General features: G+C 58.8%; 19 protein-coding genes. 6 read left to right on the top strand and 13 right to left on the bottom strand.

Annotation, left to right across the window (positions count from 1 at the left end; all coding sequences use genetic code 11):
* Nucleotides 1–382: 382 nt before the first annotated feature.
* Nucleotides 383–1,207, bottom strand: a complete 825-nt coding sequence (locus tag QPL96_RS14875; RefSeq protein ID WP_303288094.1) for an IclR family transcriptional regulator — start codon at nt 1,205–1,207, stop codon at nt 383–385.
* A 342-nt stretch (nt 1,208–1,549) separates the two neighbouring features.
* Here QPL96_RS14875 and QPL96_RS14870 point away from each other — a divergent pair, with 342 nt between their 5' ends.
* Nucleotides 1,550–2,719, top strand: a complete 1,170-nt coding sequence (locus QPL96_RS14870) for an acyl-CoA dehydrogenase (protein ID WP_303288093.1) — start codon at nt 1,550–1,552, stop codon at nt 2,717–2,719.
* Here the strand turns inward: QPL96_RS14870 and QPL96_RS14865 are convergent.
* The 4 genes from QPL96_RS14865 to QPL96_RS14850 all read right to left on the bottom strand — a co-directional run bounded on the left by QPL96_RS14865 (nt 2,704) and on the right by QPL96_RS14850 (nt 5,813).
* A complete protein-coding gene (locus QPL96_RS14865) occupies nt 2,704–2,967 on the bottom strand; it encodes a hypothetical protein (RefSeq protein ID WP_303288092.1) in 264 nt (87 codons plus the stop codon). The genes QPL96_RS14870 and QPL96_RS14865 overlap by 16 nt on opposite strands.
* Nucleotides 2,968–3,111: 144 nt before the next feature.
* Nucleotides 3,112–3,711 carry a hypothetical protein gene (locus QPL96_RS14860; RefSeq protein WP_303288091.1) on the bottom strand — a complete coding sequence of 200 codons (600 nt, stop codon included), beginning with the start codon at nt 3,709–3,711 and terminating at the stop codon, nt 3,112–3,114.
* An 83-nt stretch (nt 3,712–3,794) separates the two neighbouring features.
* On the bottom strand, nt 3,795–4,121 hold the full coding sequence (locus tag QPL96_RS14855) for a hypothetical protein (protein ID WP_303288090.1): 327 nt from the start codon (nt 4,119–4,121) through the stop codon (nt 3,795–3,797).
* 294 nt (nt 4,122–4,415) lie between these two features.
* Nucleotides 4,416–5,813, bottom strand: coding sequence for a sodium-dependent transporter (locus QPL96_RS14850; RefSeq protein WP_303288089.1), 1,398 nt, complete (start codon nt 5,811–5,813; stop codon nt 4,416–4,418).
* 269 nt (nt 5,814–6,082) lie between these two features.
* Here QPL96_RS14850 and QPL96_RS14845 point away from each other — a divergent pair, with 269 nt between their 5' ends.
* Nucleotides 6,083–7,504 carry an MATE family efflux transporter gene (locus tag QPL96_RS14845; protein ID WP_303288088.1) on the top strand — a complete coding sequence of 474 codons (1,422 nt, stop codon included), beginning with the start codon at nt 6,083–6,085 and terminating at the stop codon, nt 7,502–7,504.
* Here QPL96_RS14845 and QPL96_RS14840 read toward each other — a convergent pair.
* Nucleotides 7,468–8,478, bottom strand: a complete 1,011-nt coding sequence (locus QPL96_RS14840) for a GGDEF domain-containing protein (RefSeq protein ID WP_303288087.1) — start codon at nt 8,476–8,478, stop codon at nt 7,468–7,470. The two genes, QPL96_RS14845 and QPL96_RS14840, sit on opposite strands and share 37 nt — an antisense overlap.
* A gap of 268 nt (nt 8,479–8,746) precedes the next feature.
* On the opposite strand from QPL96_RS14840, the gene QPL96_RS14835 reads away from it, so the two are divergent.
* On the top strand, nt 8,747–9,871 hold the full coding sequence (locus QPL96_RS14835) for an HD-GYP domain-containing protein (protein ID WP_303288086.1): 1,125 nt from the start codon (nt 8,747–8,749) through the stop codon (nt 9,869–9,871).
* Here the strand turns inward: QPL96_RS14835 and fghA are convergent.
* Both fghA and QPL96_RS14825 read right to left on the bottom strand, forming a co-directional pair.
* Complete coding sequence (gene fghA / locus QPL96_RS14830) at nt 9,866–10,708, bottom strand: S-formylglutathione hydrolase (RefSeq protein ID WP_303288085.1); 843 nt, start codon at nt 10,706–10,708, stop codon at nt 9,866–9,868. The two genes, QPL96_RS14835 and fghA, sit on opposite strands and share 6 nt — an antisense overlap.
* A 43-nt stretch (nt 10,709–10,751) precedes the next feature.
* Nucleotides 10,752–11,183, bottom strand: a complete 432-nt coding sequence (locus QPL96_RS14825) for a CBS domain-containing protein (protein WP_303288084.1) — start codon at nt 11,181–11,183, stop codon at nt 10,752–10,754.
* Nucleotides 11,184–11,367: 184 nt separating this feature from the next.
* Here QPL96_RS14825 and QPL96_RS14820 point away from each other — a divergent pair, with 184 nt between their 5' ends.
* Both QPL96_RS14820 and QPL96_RS14815 read left to right on the top strand, forming a co-directional pair.
* Nucleotides 11,368–12,729 carry a sodium:alanine symporter family protein gene (locus QPL96_RS14820; protein WP_303288083.1) on the top strand — a complete coding sequence of 454 codons (1,362 nt, stop codon included), beginning with the start codon at nt 11,368–11,370 and terminating at the stop codon, nt 12,727–12,729.
* 124 nt (nt 12,730–12,853) lie between these two features.
* Entirely contained in the window at nt 12,854–13,507 is a 654-nt protein-coding gene (locus QPL96_RS14815) for a peroxiredoxin (protein WP_303288082.1), read from the top strand.
* An 88-nt stretch (nt 13,508–13,595) separates the two neighbouring features.
* Here QPL96_RS14815 and QPL96_RS14810 read toward each other — a convergent pair whose 3' ends face one another.
* From QPL96_RS14810 to QPL96_RS14800, 3 genes are all read right to left on the bottom strand, one after another.
* Nucleotides 13,596–14,378 (bottom strand): MetQ/NlpA family ABC transporter substrate-binding protein, encoded by a 783-nt coding sequence (locus tag QPL96_RS14810; RefSeq protein WP_303288081.1) that lies wholly within the window; start codon nt 14,376–14,378, stop codon nt 13,596–13,598.
* A 178-nt stretch (nt 14,379–14,556) separates the two neighbouring features.
* Nucleotides 14,557–15,222: a methionine ABC transporter permease gene (locus tag QPL96_RS14805; protein WP_303288080.1), complete on the bottom strand. Its 666-nt coding sequence runs from the start codon at nt 15,220–15,222 to the stop codon at nt 14,557–14,559.
* A complete protein-coding gene (locus tag QPL96_RS14800; protein WP_303288079.1) occupies nt 15,222–16,229 on the bottom strand; it encodes a methionine ABC transporter ATP-binding protein in 1,008 nt (335 codons plus the stop codon). Before QPL96_RS14800 ends, QPL96_RS14805 begins: the two co-directional genes overlap by 1 nt.
* A 203-nt stretch (nt 16,230–16,432) precedes the next feature.
* On the opposite strand from QPL96_RS14800, the gene QPL96_RS14795 reads away from it, so the two are divergent.
* Nucleotides 16,433–17,851, top strand: coding sequence for an HDOD domain-containing protein (locus QPL96_RS14795; RefSeq protein ID WP_303288078.1), 1,419 nt, complete (start codon nt 16,433–16,435; stop codon nt 17,849–17,851).
* Between the two features lie 37 nt (nt 17,852–17,888).
* On the opposite strand, the gene QPL96_RS14790 is transcribed toward QPL96_RS14795, so the two are convergent.
* Both QPL96_RS14790 and QPL96_RS14785 read right to left on the bottom strand, forming a co-directional pair.
* A complete protein-coding gene (locus QPL96_RS14790) occupies nt 17,889–18,515 on the bottom strand; it encodes a hypothetical protein (protein WP_303288077.1) in 627 nt (208 codons plus the stop codon).
* Between the two features lie 129 nt (nt 18,516–18,644).
* Nucleotides 18,645–20,132 carry an amidase gene (locus QPL96_RS14785; protein ID WP_303288076.1) on the bottom strand — a complete coding sequence of 496 codons (1,488 nt, stop codon included), beginning with the start codon at nt 20,130–20,132 and terminating at the stop codon, nt 18,645–18,647.
* Between the last annotated feature and the right edge of the window lie 31 nt (nt 20,133–20,163).

Genomic DNA, 20,163 nt, shown 5'->3' with positions numbered 1-20,163 from the left:
CGGGTTGACAGGCGACTTGAGCGCCCCTTTACCGCAACGTCCCGGGCGCGGCCGAAATTCCCGGGATTTGAGAAAAAACCTTGTCAAGCACTTTTTGAGAAAAAGTGAGCTGAATAGTTACATATGGTTTTAACTAGCGAAACATTCGTACGATTTAATACAAGTTCCATTACCGTTTCAACCACCCATGAAACTACAGGACTAAGAAACCGCAGGGTTTCCTCTGCGGTTTCTTGGCTAGGAGTCCGTCGGAAGGCGGCGGGAAGGTTCTTCCGGAACACGCTGTGAATACATCCCCGTATGCTCGGCTCCGCCATTCATGGCTCCGCACGGTTTCGGAAGAACCTTCCCGCTGCCTTCCTTCGATACTTAGCAGTTACTCTCAGACGCCCAGGGATTCGATATCGCCTGCCAGCATTACCAACTGGTGGGCAATCGAGTCGCGGAGCTTTTCAGCCGGTACCAGGTAGGACGGCGCGGCACAGGTCAGGGCCATGATGGTGCCGTCCTGCAGGTGAATGGGTACGCCGGCGGAGTTGATGTTCCGGTCCCACTCGCCGGCGGACAGGCAGAAACCGTGTTCCTTGTAATCCTTCATGGCCTGATCGAGGCCTGCCTTTTTCTCCGCCCAGTCGTCACCGTATTTGGCAGCCATGGCATCGTCGATGACGAGGCGGGCCTTGTCGCTGATCGCGCAGTAGTAGGCACGTCCGGCGGAGGTGATGGCCATGGGCAGCTTCAGGCCGATGTCCATGCGCAACAGGGAGGCTTCAGGTGGCAACCGGTTTTCCACGTAGATCATGTGCAATCGGTCCCGGCAGGTGAGACCGACCGACATGTTGGTCTGGCGGGCAAACTCATCCATGTACGGCTTGGCCAGTTGGCGTACCTTGAGGTTGGAAACATAGGCATAGCCCAGCGCCAGCACCCCGGAACTCAGCTGGTATTTTTCCAACTGGGTGTTGTAGCTGAGGTAACCGAGCTTGGTGAGGGTGTAGGTCATCCGTGATATCGTCGGCTTGGGCAGCCCCGTGATGCGAGCAATGTCCTGGTTGCCCAGAATAACCGGTCCCTGGCTGAAGGCGCGGAGCACATCCAGGCCACGGGACAGGGCTTCGACGAACTTGCGGTCTTTCTCCGGCTTCACCGGTTCACCGTCACTGGATGCCACTTTCAGTTCCGGTGAACTCTGCTTTGTTCCTGCCATAATGGGACGTCCTCCAGCCGCGTCGCCTGCTCCGGTGCCCGGGGAATTAATCAGATGAATAACCAAAGATGCATTATTTTAATTGCTGAAGAATTCAAGTACCAGAAAGTCTTTTAAAAATCCGTACCGAATATGAAACTCACTACACCTATATTTAAAAATAAAAATCGCAGGGCGGTATCTGGCACCGCTTGTATTTCCATGATACCCGGATTAGTCTTTTAAAAATAAATCACAAAACTGTGTTTCGCTTAACGAAACTATGCTAGTGCGCAATTAGCACAGCTTGCTCGGGAATCCCCATGATCGAGTTTCCCGATAATCGCTTTCAGGAGAATACAAATGGCTTCCGCACCCTGGAATGATCTGTTGGGTTTCGACACGCAACTGGACAATACCGAGCGTCAGGTCCGCGACAGCATCCGCAGCTTCTGCGAGCAGCGGCTGATGCCTGGCATCGTCGAGGCCAACCGGCATGAGAAGTTCGACCGGAACATCTTCAACGAGATGGGCGAGCTGGGCATGCTGGGCGCCACCCTGCCGGAAGAGTATGGTGGCCCGGGCCTGAACCACGTCTGCTACGGCCTGATTGCCCGGGAAGTGGAACGGGTGGATTCCGCCTACCGTTCGGCACTGAGCGTACAGTCCTCTCTGGTGATGCACCCCATCCATGCCTTCGGCCAGGAAGCCCTGAAAAAACGCGCCCTGCCAAAACTGGCGTCCGGTGAGATGGTGGGCTGTTTCGGCCTGACCGAGCCCAACCATGGCTCCGACCCCGGTGGCATGGAAACCCGCGCCAAAAAGGTCGACGGCGGTTACCTGCTGAGTGGCTCGAAAACCTGGATTACCAACTCCCCGATCGCGGACATCTGCGTGGTCTGGGCCAAGCTCGACGGCAAGGTCAACGGCTTTGTGATCGAACGCGAAGGCGCAGAAGGTCTGGGCACGCCGAAGATCGAGGGCAAATTCTCCCTGCGGGCGTCTGAGACCGGCTCCATCTTTATGGACGACGTGTTTGTGCCGGACGAAAACAGGCTGGAGGTTGAAGGTTTGAAGGGTCCGTTCAGTTGCCTGAACAAGGCCCGTTTCGGCATTAGCTGGGGCTCACTGGGTGCGGCCGAATTCTGCTGGCACGCCGCCCGCAACTACACCCTGGAGCGCAAGCAGTTCGGCAGGCCCCTGGCCGCCAATCAGTTGATCCAGAAAAAACTGGTGGATATGCAAACCGAGATCACCCTCGGCCTGCAAGCGGTACTGCAGCTGGGGCGTATGATGGATGACGAAACCGCCACTCCGGATGCGATCTCACTGCTAAAACGCAATAACTGCGGCAAGGCCCTGGACATCGCCCGGGTTGCCCGGGACATGCACGGCGGTAATGGCATTGCCGATGAGTACCACGTGATCCGCCACGCCATGAATCTGGAGGCGGTGAACACCTACGAGGGCACCCACGATGTGCACGCCCTGATTCTTGGCCGGGGCCAGACAGGGATTCAGGCATTCAACTGATTTGCCCGGCATGCTGATGGTGACATGGCCTTTCTTGGTATCACTCGCACGGCCACCCCCCCCTTGCCGCCAGCCTGGTGTTCATCACCTTCCGAGGCCAGGTGGATTTCCTCGGGCACGCCATCCACGGTCATGCAGGAGCGCCGGCGCATTTTCAGCAGAATGGGTGAGCAATGAGACCAGGCCCAGTGCCAGACTGATAACGAGGCGCAGCACCTGAACCCGGCAATTTTGGTGGCGCCCTGCATGGGCGTCCTTTTGAGGTGACTAACGTCGTAGTGGGTGTCACGCGATTACCGCTTCGGTTCAATACGGTTTTTTGGGCGTTAAACATCGAATTTTACGATTTATGACAGCTTCGGCACCGCATGGGCACCGAAGCCGTTGCCGATCTAGAAACTTCCTTTTACCACATGGACAATTTCGTAGAACTTGGTTGCCCGGCGCTCCAGATCGATGGCCAGGTCAAGCCGCTGCACCAACTCCCGGGCACATACCAGGCCTCTGAGATAGGAACGGGATGGCTGTCGCCGGTCATCATCCAGCACCAACAGGTACTCCTCACGGACCTCACGGAAGGTGCTAACCAGATCTCCGACCGTTGCCGCCCTCAAATCACGGTAATGAATGGCCGGCAAATCGCTGATGGAGCGCATGATATCTCGCACCCGCAAGTCCTTTAGGGCAACACCCTGTCGGTTGGCCACACTCATCGGCTTCTCGCCGTTCACATCCTCGATGGCCAGAATTCCGAGGCAGTCACCCGCCTGGTTTTCCACGACCTTGAAGGGAGTGTCGGCCAGCTTCATCCAGAGTCTCGCCTCGGAGACGGACATATCGGAATTCAGCTCCGACAGCCTCCGCTCGGAAAAGTCGGTGAGCAGGTGAACGGCCGAATCTTCGCTACCGATGTGCGACAGCGGCTTGGCGGTCGGTAACGCGCCGGTGCGCGCCAGATCCCGCACTGGCAATGCATTGAATACACTGTTCATGATAAACCTCGTGAATCTGAATTCAGGTTGGAACGCCCTGCGCAGGCAGGAGCAATCCTGTGTTTGTGAGACTGTTGCCAGAATCAGGCGAGGCGGGGTGGCCCTTGAGGCAGTACCGGGTAGCTCAGCAGCCTCAATGGCGGCCGAATGAAATCAAGGCTGGCGGAGAAGACGGCCCGAAACTCCCCTTCCGGGAACAGAAGAGACGACGTGATGAGGGCGGAAGTATCCGGCGACGAGGAATCCCCGGCCCCATCAACCGAAATCAGTGTCGGGGTAAAGTGATCATCAATCTGGGGGTCAATTGCCGGGTGGGACGTTCCGTTGAGGAACAACACAAGCAGACCGGTGACCAGCAGTGCCAGGAGGCTGAGCTTCAGGCTGCTTCTGTTGATGGAACAACTCGGCATATGGAGGGTCTGCTGTCGTTATTTGAACGGATCGCCTGCTACAAACATAGAGCCTTTCTGGCCCAATGCAAGGTCTGTTTAAGGTTACAAATGCGCAATGGGTCACAGCTGCCGGCGGATATTGCCGCCAAGGTAAAGGAGTTCCGTCACCCGTGCAAAGAAGACCTCAACGCTACGCAGCCCCGCTTCAGGTAAGCTGGCAGTTGAGCGAGGAATAACGTTCAGGATTCCCTGAATAACAAATAGCCCGGCGAGAAAGCTCGCCGGGCTATTTTTCGCCAGCTTTTCCTGTAGTCACGCCATCAGGTTGTAAACGAATACGACAGCAACCGCGATGGGTGTGACAAACCGGATCAGGTTGTACCACAGCGTGAAGGCACCGCCTTCCAGGGCCAGATCGGTTTTAAGCGACTCCTTCGCCACAAACCAGCCGACGAATAGCGCCGTCAGCAGGCCGGAAAGCGGCAGCAGCACGTTGGCGGTAAAGAAATCCAGCAGATCGAAGATGGTCTTGCCCTCAAACCGCTCGAACATGGCCAGCGGAGTGACATCGGCCCAGACGTTGAGCGACAGAATCGAGGCAATACCCAGCGCCCAGCAGAGCACGCCCACCAGGATGGCACTGCCCGTGCGGGCCAGGTTGGTCTTTTCCTCCACCCACTCAACCACCGGCTCCAGCAGGGAAATGCCGGAGGTCCAGGCCGCGAACAGCAGCAGTATGAAGAACAGGGTGCCGAACAGGCCGCCCAGGGGCATGTTGCCGAAGGCCAGCGGCAGGGTCTGGAAGATCAGGCCGGGGCCGGCACCCGCTTCCAGGCCATTGGCAAACACCACCGGAAAGATAGCCAGGCCAGCCAGCAGTGCCACCACGGTATCCATGAGGGCGACACTGACCGCTGTGCGGCCGATGGAAACATCGCTGCCAAGATAGGACCCGTAGGCCATCATGATGGCCATACCCAGGCTCAGGGTGAAGAAGGCATGGCCCAGGGCGATCAGAATCCCGTTAATCGTCAGGGCACCAAAATCCGGCGTGAAAAGGAAGCTGACAGCTTCGCCAAAATGGCCAGTGGTGGCCGCATAGCCAACCACCAGCAGCAGCAGAATAAACAGGGCCGGCATCAGGATAGTGACAGCCCGCTCCAGGCCACCTTTCAGTCCCCGGGAAACCACCAGGATAACCAGCGCCATGAAGATGGTATGCCACAAAAGCAACTGGCCGGGACTGGCCAGCAGGCCGCCAAACAGCTCGCCGATGGAGTCCGCGGTGCCACCGGTAAAGTCGCCCATGGCGGCGTGGCCGACATACGAAGCGGACCAGCCACCAATCACCGAATAGAAAGAGAGGATAACGAACGCGGCAATCATCCCGATGATCGCGGAGATCCGCCAGCCCGGGGAGCTGAGGTTGCGTTCGGCGACCAGGCGCATGCTGGTAATGGGATTGTGCCGGCCGTTCCGGCCGATGAACACTTCCGCCATCATGATGGGAATACCGATAACCGCGATGCACAGCAGATAAACCAGCACAAAGGCGCCACCGCCATTCTCGCCGGTGACATACGGGAATTTCCAGATGTTGCCAAGACCAACGGCAGAACCGGTTGCCGCCAGAATAAACGCCAGCCGGGAGGACCAGAGACCACGAGCGGCCCCTGCATCGTTACCCGAAACCGAGTCGGACTGAGTCATGTTGTGTTCCTGTGCTTTTGGCTGAGGAAGGTTATTAACAGGGCACAGCCGGGGCTGTTGTTGCAGGATTTTGCCAGCACTGGCGCTGCGATGCCAGCGCTGGCGGCAGGGCCAATGAACAAGGCGCGTACTTTAACGGTTTTGGGAGAAGCGGGCAGCAGGACAAACCCCGATGCCCTGACATGGGCCAAATCGGGTAGGATGCTCGGTCTGTGCGGCGCTGCCGGCGCGCATCCAGGAATCTGAAGGAACACGGGACCCCACGCCCTATGGATGAACGACACCAGCCATTACCGGAAGCACGTCAGACGCTGTTCGCCCGGACACTCACGGAATGGCGGACCCTGGCCATTCTCGGTGGGCCAATCCTGATCGCCCAGGTTGCCCAGATGGCCAATGGCGTGATTGATACGGTGATGGCCGGGCACGCCAGTGCCAAAGATCTGGCGGCCGTTGGCATCGGCAGCAGCCTGTGGATGCCGCTGTTTCTGTTCTTTATGGGCATGCTGGGCGCGCTGCAACCCATTATTTCCGGCTACAACGGCGCCCGGGCCTTCGGGAAGATCATGCCGGCCACCTGGCAGGGCCTGTACCTGGCGGGGGCCGGGTCCGTCATCATGATCCTGTTGCTCACCCACGTGCACCCGGTGCTGGCGATTCTGAACCTGGAAGCCAACACCGCACGTATTACCCAGGGCTATCTGGACGCCTTCGCCTGGGGTGTACCGGCGTTGCTGCTGATCACGGCACTGAGGGGGCTCACCGATGGTCTGGGTCATACCCGGGTAATCATGGCGTTCTCCGTGCTCAGCACGCTGATCAACCTGCCCATGAATTACATTTTCATTTACGGCAAGCTTGGGCTGCCAGCCATGGGAGGCATCGGCTGCGGCTGGGCTACTTCCATCTCCAATGGCGTCGCGGCCCTTGCGTTGCTGGTGTATCTGAACCGCAGCCGTGTCTATCGGCATTTCCATCTGATGTCAGACTGGGTGAAGCCGGATTTGCCGGGCATTCGGTATATCCTGGGAATCGGTGTACCCATCGGCTTCACTATTTTTGTCGAGGCCAGCATGTTTTCGGTGATCGCCCTGTTTCTGGCCCCCCTTGGGCCGGTGGTCGTGGCGGGACATCAGATTGCCCTGAACGTTGTGTCGCTGTTATTCATGCTGCCGCTCAGTATCGGTATGGCACTGACGCTCAGGGTCAGTTTTCTGGTGGGTGCCGGGGCACCGGACACAGCACGCCTGATTTCCCGCAGCTCCCTGATACTGGCTGCGGCGACGGCGCTGGTCTTCGCGCTGATGCTATGGGCTTTCTCCCGCGAGATCTCGGCACTCTACACCCGTGATACCGACGTTCGGGACGTGACCGTCAGGCTGCTGATGTTCGCATCGATATTCCAGATTGCCGATGTCATTCAGGTAACCTGCATCAGCGCATTACGGGGTTACAAGGATACCCGGATTCCAATGTTCATCATGCTGTTTTCATTCTGGGGACTGGGCCTCCCACTGGGCTACCTGCTGACCTTCACGGACTGGCTGGTACCGGCGATGGGGGCGGCCGGCTTCTGGGTCGGGCTGACCGGCGGGCTGGCTTCTGCCGGCATCCTGCTTGGATGGAGACTCTTCCTCTATGCGCCCGGCGGTGGTCAGGTCGTGGCCGTGACCAGTTCCGGTGATGAGTGACCATCCGCAAACACGAACTGGTCACGGCCGGTGTCCTTGGCCTCATAAAGCGCGGCATCCGCCCGGGCCAGCCAGCTGTCCACGCCCTCACCATGTTCGAGCAGCGCCACACCAAATGAGACAGTGACCGTACCTCCCGGATGCTTCAGATACTTGCGCAAGATCTGCTGCAGATTGCTCATCACCGCCTTCAGACTTACGCCGTCAACCCCGGGCAACAGCAGCACAAACTCCTCACCACCATAGCGGAACAGCTGGTCCGACTTGCGGGTGCTCTGCTGCAGCAAAGCGACGAGATCGATAAGGACATTGTCACCCACCCCATGGCCGTGCTCGTCGTTGATCTTCTTGAAATGATCGATATCCAGAAGAACCACCGCATAGGGCAGCCCGGTGCGTTCAGAGTTTGCCACCGCCAGGTCCAGTTCCTGATCCATCGAGCGACGGTTCTTGATTCCGGTCAGGGGATCAACCGTCGCCAGATGCTCAAGCCGCTGCCGCTGATCACGATTCCGGTGCGCAAACACGTAGGCACAGGCGCTGACCACAAACGCTGTGGCGGAAAAAGACCACATCTGGATATCAGACCGGAAGGCGCCGCCATGCACCATCAGGGCCACCACGGAGGCAACGTTAAGGACAACGGCCACCCTGGGATTGACAAGAAAGAAAGTAGTGACCAGGGCAGGGTACAGCCAGAACAATCCAGGCTCTCCCACCAGGATCCCCACAACCACCGCACCACCGCAGGCAGTGCTCGCCACTACCAGCCCGCTTCTGCGCGTATCACCCGTTACCCAGGCGTAGACCAGCGCTGAACCGATAGTAAGGAGGATGGCTGTGTCAACCAGCCCCGCCAGCAGATTGCCCTGCAGAAAACGCATCACGGCGAAGGGGGTCACTCCCAGAAATGCGCTTACGCCGAGCAGGGTAATAATCGACAACCTGAAATCGGTCTTGAGGCGCTGGAGCATACAGAGTGATCGTCCGACAATAAGAGTTATTCAGGGGTCCAGAGTAGCGCAAGTCATGTGAGCGGTGGTTGTTTCGCAACGATTCTTTACATATTCTCTCTCTATTTCCACAAATTGAGAGTGAACGCTCAGCTTCCAAGCCCCCAAACCCTGTCAAATCAGGTAAAACCCGGGAATAGAGCAACAACCCTTACCGTCCTGAGTGGAGAGAAGCTGTTATTCAGGGTTACACTCGACCCATGATGAACCTGCACCCGAGACACCTGTTTTGATCGAGCTTGTCCGAATTGCTCCCGGCGCCCTCACCATTGGCCGGCCGTTACCGTGGAACGTCTACGACGCCGACGGCAATGTGTTGTTGCGCCAGGGCTATGTGATTCAGACCAACTCCCAGTTGGAGCAGTTGTTCGAGCGGGGCCGGTTCAGACCCCGCAAGATTAAACGTCCGCAGGAGGAAATCGTCGAGGACAACCGGGAACGCAACCCCTTCGCGGACTACCCGGACCTGCTGCATACCCTGGAAGCCACACTGAATGCCATTACCGGGGCCGACCCTTCCGCACAAAAGCGTCTGCTTGGCCTGGCACGAATGATTGAACGCACTTGTACCGAGTCACCTGACGCAAGTCTGGCGCTGATCCATCTATACTCCATCGGTCCGGTTATTCGTGAACAGATTCTGTTTCACGCAATCCTTTGCCAGTTCATTGGCCGGCAGTTCGGGCTGGAAGAAAAGCGCATCGGTGTTCTCACAACCGCGGCACTCACCGCAAACCTTGCGCTCGTTCCGATAGCAGACAAACTTAACGCGTCAAGCAAAGTACTCAGCAATGAGCAGCGAGGTGTCATCCGCAAGCACCCGGAGCGCAGCATTCAGGCCCTCAGGTCGGCGGGCATTAACAACAAACTGCTGCTGACCATCATTGCCCAGCACCATGAACAGGCCGACGGCAGTGGCTACCCGGAGGGGCTCAGCGGCACCGACGTCCGGCCAGAGGCGGAAATTCTGGCCCTGGCCGAGCGCTATACCGCCATGATTACCAAGCGCGCCTACCGCGACCGGATGGATGTCGCAAACGCCCGAAAACTCATTGCCAATCTGGCCGACGGGAAATTCCGGCCGGCGATACCGAAAGCTCTGTTGCAGGTTCTTGGCGAATTCCCGCCGGGCATTCTGGTGCGCCTCGAAAACAATGAGGTGGGCGTAGTCACCGGGCGACCAGTGAGGGCAAGAGGGCCTTTCGTCAAGGCGATCTTCGGCCCCCGGGGCAACCGTTATGCCGGAACTTTCGAACGCGATACCAGCCTTCCGGAATTCAACATCCGGGCGCTCGAGCAGCCCGAGATCATGCCATCCATAGACTTCGGCCTGGTCTGGGGCCTGAACTCATAAACCCAGCGCATCGGCGTGGTGGTCCAGGTGATCATCAATAAACGAGGCAATAAAAAAATAACTGTGGTCGTAACCCCGATGCATACGCAAATTGATGTGATGGTGAAACTTCTCGCAGGCATCAGCCAGGGCATCAGGGTTAAGCTGACTACCGAGGAACTCGTCCGCGGTGCCCTGATCCACCAGTAATGGCAGACGCTCCCGGGCCGTCGGGATCAGTAGGGTCGCATCCCATTCCTCCCAGTTGCGGGTATTGTCGCCGAGGTACCCTGCGAAAGCTTTCTGCCCCCAGGGGCATTCGGTCGGGTTGGCAATGGGCGCGAAGGCCGACACCGACGAATAGCGGCCCGGGTTTTTCAGGGCACAGATCAACGCGCCGTGACCTCCCATGGAATGGCCACTGATCGCCCGGCTATCGGTTACCGGCAATTCACTCTCGATCAACTGCGGCAACTCCTTAACGACGTAGTCGTACATCCGGTAATGGGGTGCCCAGGGCTGCCGGGTGGCGTTGATGTAAAAGCCGGCCCCGGTTCCAAAATCATAACTGTCATCCTCGCCGGGCAGGTTTAGCCCACGGGGGCTTGTATCGGGGCAAACGATTGCCATGCCCAGCTTCGCGGCCCGCTTCTGGGCACCGGCTTTTTGCATGAAGTTCTGGTCGGTGCAGGTCAGCCCGGAGAGCCAGTACAGGACCGGCACTTTTTCCCGGTTCGAGCCCACGGCCGCTGGCGGCAGATACACCGCGAATTCCATGTTGCATCCGAGGGTAGCGGAGGCATGCCGGTAACGGCGATGCTCCCCTTCGAAACTGACGTTCGTGGATAAGAGTTCCATAGCGTCCTCGACCTTTGACCTCGACCTTTGAGAGGGCTGTGGATCAGTCCTCGGCGCTGGCGTATTTGGGCAGCTCAAGCCCGAAACCGGTGCGCGCCAGTTCTGCCAGGATGGCTGTACGCGTAACAATACCAATGAGTTTGTCGTGATCCACAACAGCGTACACCTTTGGCTTGCCTGCACCGAGGTTCTGGGCGAGATCCACAACCGCCATCTCCGGCGAAACTGTCAGCGGCTTCCGGAACATGACATCGTCCACGATCGGCTCCCCCTCGCTGTGATAGCTGCTCACCAGCAGGGCATGAATGCAATCCTGCTCGGACACAAACCCAAGCACATGGCGGTGCTCATCAACCACCGGCAAACCGGTTACATGATTGTGCAGCAGGGTTTTCACGACTTTGGTGAGCGGCACACCACACCGGATCGGCTCGATGTGATTCCACATAACATCTGAAACTTTGAGTGAACGCATGGACACAACCCCTCCTGTTTTTGTGGATGCTCGCCTCTGCTATGAGCATAGGCAATCACACCCGAATCAACCACTTTTAGCCATCGATCAGTTTACACGGGAATATAACTGACTAAACTCAGTCGGTTATACCCTCTTTGGGCCAAACAGTAAATCCAATACATGGCACGCACAGGGAGAACCCATGGAAACCATTGGACAATTTGTCAAAGATGTAAACGGACTGGTCTGGGGTCCCCCCATGCTGGTTCTGATTCTGGGGGTCGGGCTGTTCCTCAGCCTGGGCCTCAGATTGATGCCGGTGCTCAAACTTGGCGCCGGTTTCAAACTGATGTGGAGTGGCCGCACCGCCGCGGGCGCTGAGTCCGAAGGCGAAATCCCTCCTTTCCAGGCCCTGATGACGGCTCTGTCCGCCACTGTCGGCACCGGTAATATCGCGGGTGTTGCCACGGCCGTATTCCTCGGTGGGCCGGGCGCCCTGTTCTGGATGTGGCTCACGGCCCTGGTCGGCATGGCCACAAAATATTCCGAGGCGGTCCTCGCGGTCCGTTTCCGGGAGGTAGACGAACGCGGCGCCCACGTCGGTGGGCCCATGTACTACATCCGCAACGGACTGGGTCGCAAATGGACCTGGCTCGGCGTCCTGTTTGCCATTTTTGCCGCCATTGCCGGATTCGGTATCGGTAATACGGTACAGGCCAACTCGGTGGCCGATGTGATGCAGACAAGTTTTGGTCTGCCGCACTGGGTAACCGGTCTGATCCTGATGGTTCTCGTCGGCATGGTGCTGATCGGCGGTATCCGCCGGATCGGCCACGTCGCCAGTACCCTGGTGCCATTGATGGCGGTTTCCTACCTGATCGCTGGGCTGGTGGTTCTGGCCATCAATGCCGCGGACATTCCCGCGGCATTTGCCCTGGTGCTCGGGCACGCCTTCAGCCCCATTGCCGCAGAAGGCGGCTTTGCCGGTGCTGCCGTCTGGGCGGCAATCCGGTTCGGTGTTGCCCGGGGCATTTTCTCCAACGAAGCGGGGCTGGGGTCCGCACCCATTGCCCACGCCGCCGCGCAAACCAGAAATCCCGTCAATCAGGGCATGGTGGCCATGCTCGGCACCTTCATCGACACCATTATTATCTGCACCATTACCGGCCTGGTCATCATCACCTCCGGTATCTGGACGTCCGGGGAGTCCGGCGCAGCCCTCACTTCCATGGCTTTCGAGGGCGCGCTGCCCGGTGTCGGCAACTACCTTGTGGCCATTACGCTTGCGGTTTTCGCCTTCACCACCATTCTCGGCTGGTCGTTCTATGGTGAGCGCAGTGTCGAATTCCTGTTCGGCGTGAGGGCCATCATGCCCTACCGGGTCGCCTGGATTCTCGCCATACCGGTGGGGGCCACCGTAAACCTGGGATTTGTCTGGCTGCTGGCAGACACGTTGAATGCCATGATGGCACTGCCAAACCTGATCGCCTTGTTGTTGCTCAGTCCGGTGGTATTCAAGCTGACCCGGGAGCACTTTGAAAAAGAGAAGGCAATGGGGCCCTGAGCCCCTTGTAATTGTCTCACCCGGCACCAAGGTCTGTCTTATTACACCCGGAATGCAATCCCGGTCACTGTTAAGCCGGAATGGCAAACGAAATCGTCACAACCATGATCACAGGAGAGTAAACATGTCTTTACGTCTCGGAGACACTGCACCGGATTTTGAGCAGGAGTCCAGTGAAGGAAAAATTTCGTTTTATGACTGGCTGGGCGACAGCTGGGGCGTTCTGTTCTCGCACCCGGCCGACTTCACGCCCGTGTGCACCACTGAGCTGGGCCTGACCGCCAAACTCAAGGACGAGTTTGCCAAACGCAACGTCAAAGCCATCGCCCTGAGCGTGGATCCGGTGGACTCCCACAAGGAGTGGATCAAGGACATCAACGAAACCCAGGGCTGCGCGGTGAACTTCCCGATCATCGCAGATCAGGATCGCAAAGTGTCCGAGCTGTACGACATGATTCATCCCAATGCCGACAGCAGCCTGACCGTACGCTCCCTGTTCGTGATTGATCCGGACAAGAAGGTTCGGCTGATGATCACCTACCCCGCCAGCACCGGCCGTAACTTTAACGAAGTGCTGCGGGTTATCGACTCGCTGCAACTGACCGATGAACATAAGGTTGCCACCCCGGGTAACTGGGAACATGGCGGCGATGTGGTCATCGTGCCGTCCCTGCAGGATGAGGAAGAGATCAAAGAGCGCTTCCCGAAAGGCTACAAGGCCGTGAAGTCCTACCTGCGGATGACACCGGATCCGAAAGTGAACTGGAGCGGTGATTGATCGGATGACTGAAATTGCATGAAATCGGGGTCAGATGAAAGCTTTCATCTGACCCCGGGCTTCCGGGCTTCTCCGACCTTCCCGGTTATCAGAATGCCGGAACCACGGCACCTTCGTACTGTTCCATGATGAATTCTCGAACAGCCTCAGAGTTCAGCGCGGCCGCAAGCTTCTGCATTGCGTCGCTGTCCCTGTTGTCCGGACGGGCAACCAGGATGTTCACATAGGGTGACTCGGAACCTTCAATCACCAGCGCATCGTCAGACGGGTTAAGGCCCGCTTCCAGCGCGTAGTTGGTGTTAATCAGTGCCAGGTCAACCTGGTCCAGGATGCGCGGCAAAGTGGCGGCCTCAAGCTCTTTGAAATCGAGATCTTTCGGGTTCTCGGCAATATCACGAGGGGTTGCTGTAATCTTGCTGGCATCCTCAAGCCTGATCAGGCCGGCCTTCTGCAGAAGCAGCAGTGCACGGCCACCGTTGGTGGGGTCGTTCGGAATAGCGACCACAGCGCCCTCTTTGAGGTCATCCAGCGAATCAATCTTGCTGGAGTAGGCGCCGAACGGCTCAACGTGAACGCCGGTCACGGTCACCAGACTGGTACCACGACCGGCATTGAACTCATCCAGATACGGCTGGTGCTGGAAGAAGTTCGCATCCATCCGCTTCTGGTCCACCTGGATGTTCGGCTGGATGTAGTCGGTGAATACCTTAACGTCCAGTTCCACACCCTGTTCAGCCAGCTGCGGCTTCACAAATTCCAGGATCTCCGCGTGGGGTACGGGAGTTGCGGCTACAGACAGCTCCCCGGCAGCAACTGCGCCAGAGAAAGTAGCGGCCGCAGCCAGTGCTGCGAATGTTTTCTTCAGATTCATACGTCTGTTCTCCTTTGAGAAATTACGAACAATGAAATCAGTCCGGGAGTACGGCCCACGGCCGGAAACCCCTTCCGAAAAACGCCCGTAAATACATCCAAGTAGGGCTCGGTCGCCATCCCTGGCGCTCCACGTTTTCGGAAGGGGTTTCCGACCGCGTGCCTATATCTGGCTGTACCTATTTGCGGCTGAAATACAAAACCAGACGGTCGCCGACCATCTGCAGGACCTGGACGAAAATGACCAATAGGGCCACAGTAATGACCATAACATCGGTCTGGAATCGTTGGTAACCGAAGCGGATGGCCAGGTCACCAAGGCCGCCGCCGCCGATGACACCAGACATGGCGGCGTAAGATACCAACGTGATGGCGGTCACCGTAATGCCCGCGATAATGCCAGGAAGCGCCTCTGGCAGCAGGGCGCCGAAGATGATCTGGCGCACATTGGCGCCCATGGCCTGGGTGGCTTCGATGATGCCCCGGTCCACCTCCCGAAGGGACGTTTCCACCAGCCGGGCAAAGAACGGCGCACCACCGGCCACCAGCGGCGGAATCGCACCGGCAACGCCGAGAGACGTTCCGATCAACATGACGGTGAAGGGAATCATCACGATCAACAGGATGATAAAAGGCACTGAGCGCAGCACGTTCACCACGAACGACAGCACCGCGTAGGCAACGGGCTGCTCCAGCAACTGGCGCTTGCCAAACAGGAACAACAGCACACCGGTGGGCAGGCCAATCAGCACGCTGAACAACAGCGACACGCCGACCATGACCAGGGTATCCCAGCTGGCCCAGCCGATCTCACTCCAGTCTACATTGCTCAACAGGGCTTCCATCAGCGCAGCACCTCCACATGAACGTCGGCGGCATCCAGCGCCTGCATGGCAACGCGCAGGTCACCGCCCACCAGGGACAGTGTAAGCTGGCCATAAGGGGTGTCCTTGATGTGGTCAATACGCCCGGACAGAATGCTGAAATCCACGCCGGATTCCCGGGCCACGCTGCCCAGTAAGGGCTTGTAGGTTGATTCACCCTTGAACGTCAGCCGCAGGATCCGGCCATCGGCCTTGCTCAGGTCCTGCCGCAGTTCGTCCCGGTCAACACTTTCACTCTCGAACACAAAATCCCGGGTGGTCGGGTGCCTGGGATGCAGGAATACCTCGCTGACCGGTCCCATTTCCACCACCTGGCCGGCGTCCATTACCGCTACCCGGTCGCAGACACGGCGGACCACGTCCATTTCGTGGGTGATCAGTACAATGGTCAGGCCCAGTTCCCGGTTGATATCCGCCAGCAGCTTCAGGACCGACTGGGTGGTTTGCGGGTCCAGGGCGCTGGTAGCTTCGTCGCAGAGCAGGATCGTGGGCCGGCAAGCCAGAGCCCGGGCAATGCCTACCCGCTGTTTCTGGCCACCGGAGAGCTGTGACGGGTATTTGCTGGCATGGTCAGTGAGGCTGACGCGGGCCAGCAATTCCCGGACCCGCTCCCGGATGTCCGTTTTCGGGTAGATGCCCGCCAGCTTCATGGGGAAGGCAATGTTGTCGGCCACGGTTTTCGAAGACAGCAGGTTAAAATGCTGGAAAATCATTCCGACTTTACGGCGGAAGGCCCGCAGTTCGGCGGCGTCATAATCGGTAATATTCTCATCGTCGATCAGAATGCGGCCGCCGGTGGGTGGTTCCAGCAGGTTGATCAGACGCACCAGCGTCGATTTGCCCGCGCCGGAGTGGCCAACGATGCCGAATACCTCGCCGGTTTCTATGGTCATATCGGTGGGGTGTAGCGCGGGGATCGCCCGGCCGCCTACCTGATACGACTTCTGTACCTGGTCAAATACAATCACGGTCAGCGCCTTGTGGGTGCAGCGTTAAAACCGGCGATTATAGCCGATACGGCGGGCAAACCCGAATTCCGGCAGAAGTCGCCGGGTGGGTAGATATCCCTACACAAACGGTTACCTGACACCGGACACCCGCCTGAACTAGACTGTGGGCCAAAGCATAACCTTCCATTTCCCAGAGGCGCGCTGCCCAGAGACTCACTAACGTGACCAACGAAAAACAATCAACGCCCCCAAGGATGAACTCCACCCAGGCATGGGTCACCTATCTCAGCAAAGTCGAGCTACCGGTACTGGCAAATACGCTCCGGCGCATCAACGAACTGACGGACAGCCGGAACAGCACCGTCAACGAACTGGCCAACGTTATCCTCAATGATGCCCAACTGACCTCCCAGGTGCTGCGGCTGTCCAATACCGTATTCTACAACCAGACCCGCACCCAGGTGAGCACCGTCAGCCGGGCCATTACCCTGATCGGTTTCGACGCCGTGAAATCCATGGCGATTTCCTCACTGATCGTAGACACGCTTTTGCAGCGCAATGACCGCCCCCATTTGCTGCGCTGCCTGGCCCGGGCAATTCATGCGGCCGTGCAGGCCCGGAGCCTGATGTCCAAAAGGAATGAAACCGCGCTGGAGGAAGTGTTCATCGGGGCGTTGCTGATGAATATTGGCGAGTTGGCATTCTGGTCCTGCGAAACTCAGCAGGCCACCGAACTGGAGGAACGACTGCGGCTGGATGAGCCCCCGGTGGAAGCGCAAAAGTCGGTATTGCATACAACGTTTACCGAAATTACCCGCGGTCTGGTAGAGGCCTGGTCGTTGGGGCCGTTCATCCGGGATGTCGTTTCCCCGGGCCAGGCCAATTCCGCGGCGTCCAGCCTGGTGCGCAATTCCGCAGAGATGGCCAGGCTGTCCGAGCAGGGCTGGAGCGGCCCGGAAATGAACAAGGTTCTGGAGCAGCTTGGCAGGGACATCGGAGAAAGCCCGGCCGTGGTCCGGGATCAGCTCAAGGTAAACGCCTCGGAAGCGACTCGCGTCGCGGTCTCCCTGGGCATTCCCCAGGTCACGGCCATGATGCCGGGCGCGGAACGAGGCTCAGGTGATGCCGCGCGGGCACCGGACATGGACGCCGAACTGCAGTTGGAAATCCTGCGGGAGTTAAGCCAGTGCCTCACGGAAAAACCGGACATCAACGAGGTGTGCCAGCTTGTGATCGAAGGTATCCACAGGTCAATCGGCATGCAGCGGGTGGCCCTTTTGATGAGCGACCGGACCGGTAACGAACTGGTGCCGCGGAAACTGGGCGGGCGCGGAACTGAGGAATGGCGCGGGAATCTGGTCATTCAGAAAGATGGAACGGGGCCCCTGGGCTCACTTCTACCCCTTGCCCACTGCACCATTTATGAACCCGAACCGGCATCGGAGGGCGTGCCTTATGATCGGTGGCTTGGCAAGGTGCCGGCGCTGACCGGCCCGATCACAGCTAACGGTCGGCTGGTAGGCTTGTTCTACGCGGACAACGCAGCCTGCGCCTATGTGCCCTCGAAGGAGCAGCTGGCAGCATTCGGTCATTTTATCCGGAACGCCCAGCTTTGCCTTACATTGCTCTCCAGCCGCTGATATCCGGGGCCCTTGCCCCGGACAAAGGGCGTGCCTGTCAATGCAGGGCCCGCATCTGCCTTGGGTAGAGCGCAGCACTCACTTCGGGCTCCTCCAGAAGATCCGCCAGTTCGCGGTCCACATCGGTCTCCGCGCCTTCTTCCGGCAGCGGCTCAAACAGCGTACTCAGCCACGACGCAACCGAAGGCGCTTCATCACGCTTGTAGTCGGTGGACAACGCCTTGATCCGGCGGAAGCCGATAATGCGCTGGTGTTTGGGGTCCCGGATCTGTTCAAAACCCCGCCAGTAAACATGGTCCCGGGTGTGCAACTGCACGAACAGGGTATCGATAGGCCCGCCTGAGTCGTCAGAGTCGTCAGGGCCATCGGACTCGTCCGGCACCTCCCCGGAGGCCGCTTCGGCTTCCACTCCCGGTTTCTTATGGCGGATGGTCGTCCAGGCCGGATAGAGCACGGCCACGGCATCCGCCTCAACATGCTCGCGGGCGGCGCGGAGGATTAACCCCCAGCGGGCCTTGTCGGCATCGGTTTCAAGGGAATTAATGGGCAAGTCATAGCTTTGTTCGCTGGACAGGACAATGGCCATCATCGGGGCGTCAAGCTCCCCCATGGCCTCGGCCTGTGCTACTGATACCAGTTCGTCGATTGCCATCGGTTGGTTCATAATACGCTCGCCTCCTCGATGCCATCAGGATCTGTCAGGAAGAAGGGCCTTCCTGTCTGACAGCATAGCCTGTTCCGCGTGCAAAGATAAACGTGGAGTTTCACCAGCCGGATCACAACCCCTGTTGCCTCAGAACGCATCCTCAAGCTTTTCGTAGTTGCTGAACCAGGGGTTTGCCTCTTCCAGCTGGGCCGCCAACTGAAGCAAAACCGCTTCGGCCCCGTGGCGCGCACCGAACTGGACACCAACCGGCAAACCTCCGGAAGTCCAGTGCATGGGGACAGACATGGCCGGTGTTCCGGTGAGGTTCGCCAACTGAGTGAATGGCGTACGGGCCAGACTTTCCAGGGCCATCTGGTCTACCTGGCCGGATCGGTGCACCAGTTTGCCTGCATTGAGCCTGAGCATCAGCCGGGCCGCCAGTTTCAGATGGGGCGGTGTCTCCAGCTCCCCGATCACCGCCGGCAGTTGCCCGGTGGTGGGACTGAGATAGAGATCATAGCTGCCAAAAAAGGCCCCCAGGGCCCGGGCAAATTCATTCCACTGCTGGCGACGGCGGACATACTCCGACAGCGGCATGGTTTGGCCCAGCATGCCGATCAGGCGGGTATCCAGCTCAAAATCACGGTCACTGGCGCCGAATTGCTCTTTCGCCTTCGCCATCAGCGCCGACACTTCGCCGAAGTACAGGGCCAGATAACAGCGCGCCAGGGCCATGCCGTCGAATTCCGGCGCAGCATACTCGACCCTGTGGCCCAGGTTCTCCAGGACCCGCGCCGTTTCTTCAACCGCCGCAACGCACTCGGGGGCCACCTCGGTGTTGTAGGGAGAGGAGGTGAACACGCCGATTCGCAGGCTGCCCGGCGACTTCTGCATCAGATCAGCATAGGCCGAGGCCGGCGACGGAATTACAAAAGGATCACCCGGAGCAGGGCCACTGAGTACATCCAGCATGGCCGCGCTGTCTCTCACTGTCCGGCTGACCACATGATCGGTGGACGCGCCGGTCCAGGCTTCCCCCATGAAGGGGCCCACGGAAATGCGGCCACGGGACGGCTTCAGGCCGAACAGGCCGTTGTAGGCAGCCGGTATCCGGATGGAACCGCCGCCATCGTTGGCACCGGCCATGGGCACGATACCGGCTGCGACGGCGGCACCTGAGCCGCCACTTGAACCGCCAGGCGTCCGCTCCGTGTTCCAGGGGTTGCGGGTCGGGCCCCACAGCTCGGACTCTGTCACTGCTTTTAAACCAAACTCGGGGGTTGCGGTTCGTCCCAGAAAGACCAACCCGCCATTGCGGGCCCTGCGGACAAATTCCGAGTCCTGGGGCGCGACGTTCCTTTTCAATCCCCGGCTGCCATAGGTACATGGGTGCCCCGCCTGCTCCTGGGCCAGGTCCTTGAGCAGCAGGGGCACGCCGGCAAACACGGCGTGCCCGGGGAAGTTCTGGCCGAGCGCGCCGGAGAACTGAGGGTAACAAATGGCGTTGAGGGTACCGTTCACGCGGGTTGCCCGTTCCACGGCCGCCTCGCATACTTCCCTGGAGCTTACCTCGCCCCGGCGGACCAGATCAGCCAGTGCAGTTGCGTCGTAACGAAGGTATTCGGATTGCTTCATGGCAGGTTCCATTTGTTATTGTATTCTGGGG

The sequence above is a fragment of the Marinobacter sp. SS8-8 genome (assembly GCF_030540945.1).
In the GTDB taxonomy this organism is placed as follows: domain Bacteria; phylum Pseudomonadota; class Gammaproteobacteria; order Pseudomonadales; family Oleiphilaceae; genus Marinobacter.
Note: the sequence above shows the minus strand (reverse complement) of the source record. Positions and strands in the feature narration are given on the sequence as shown.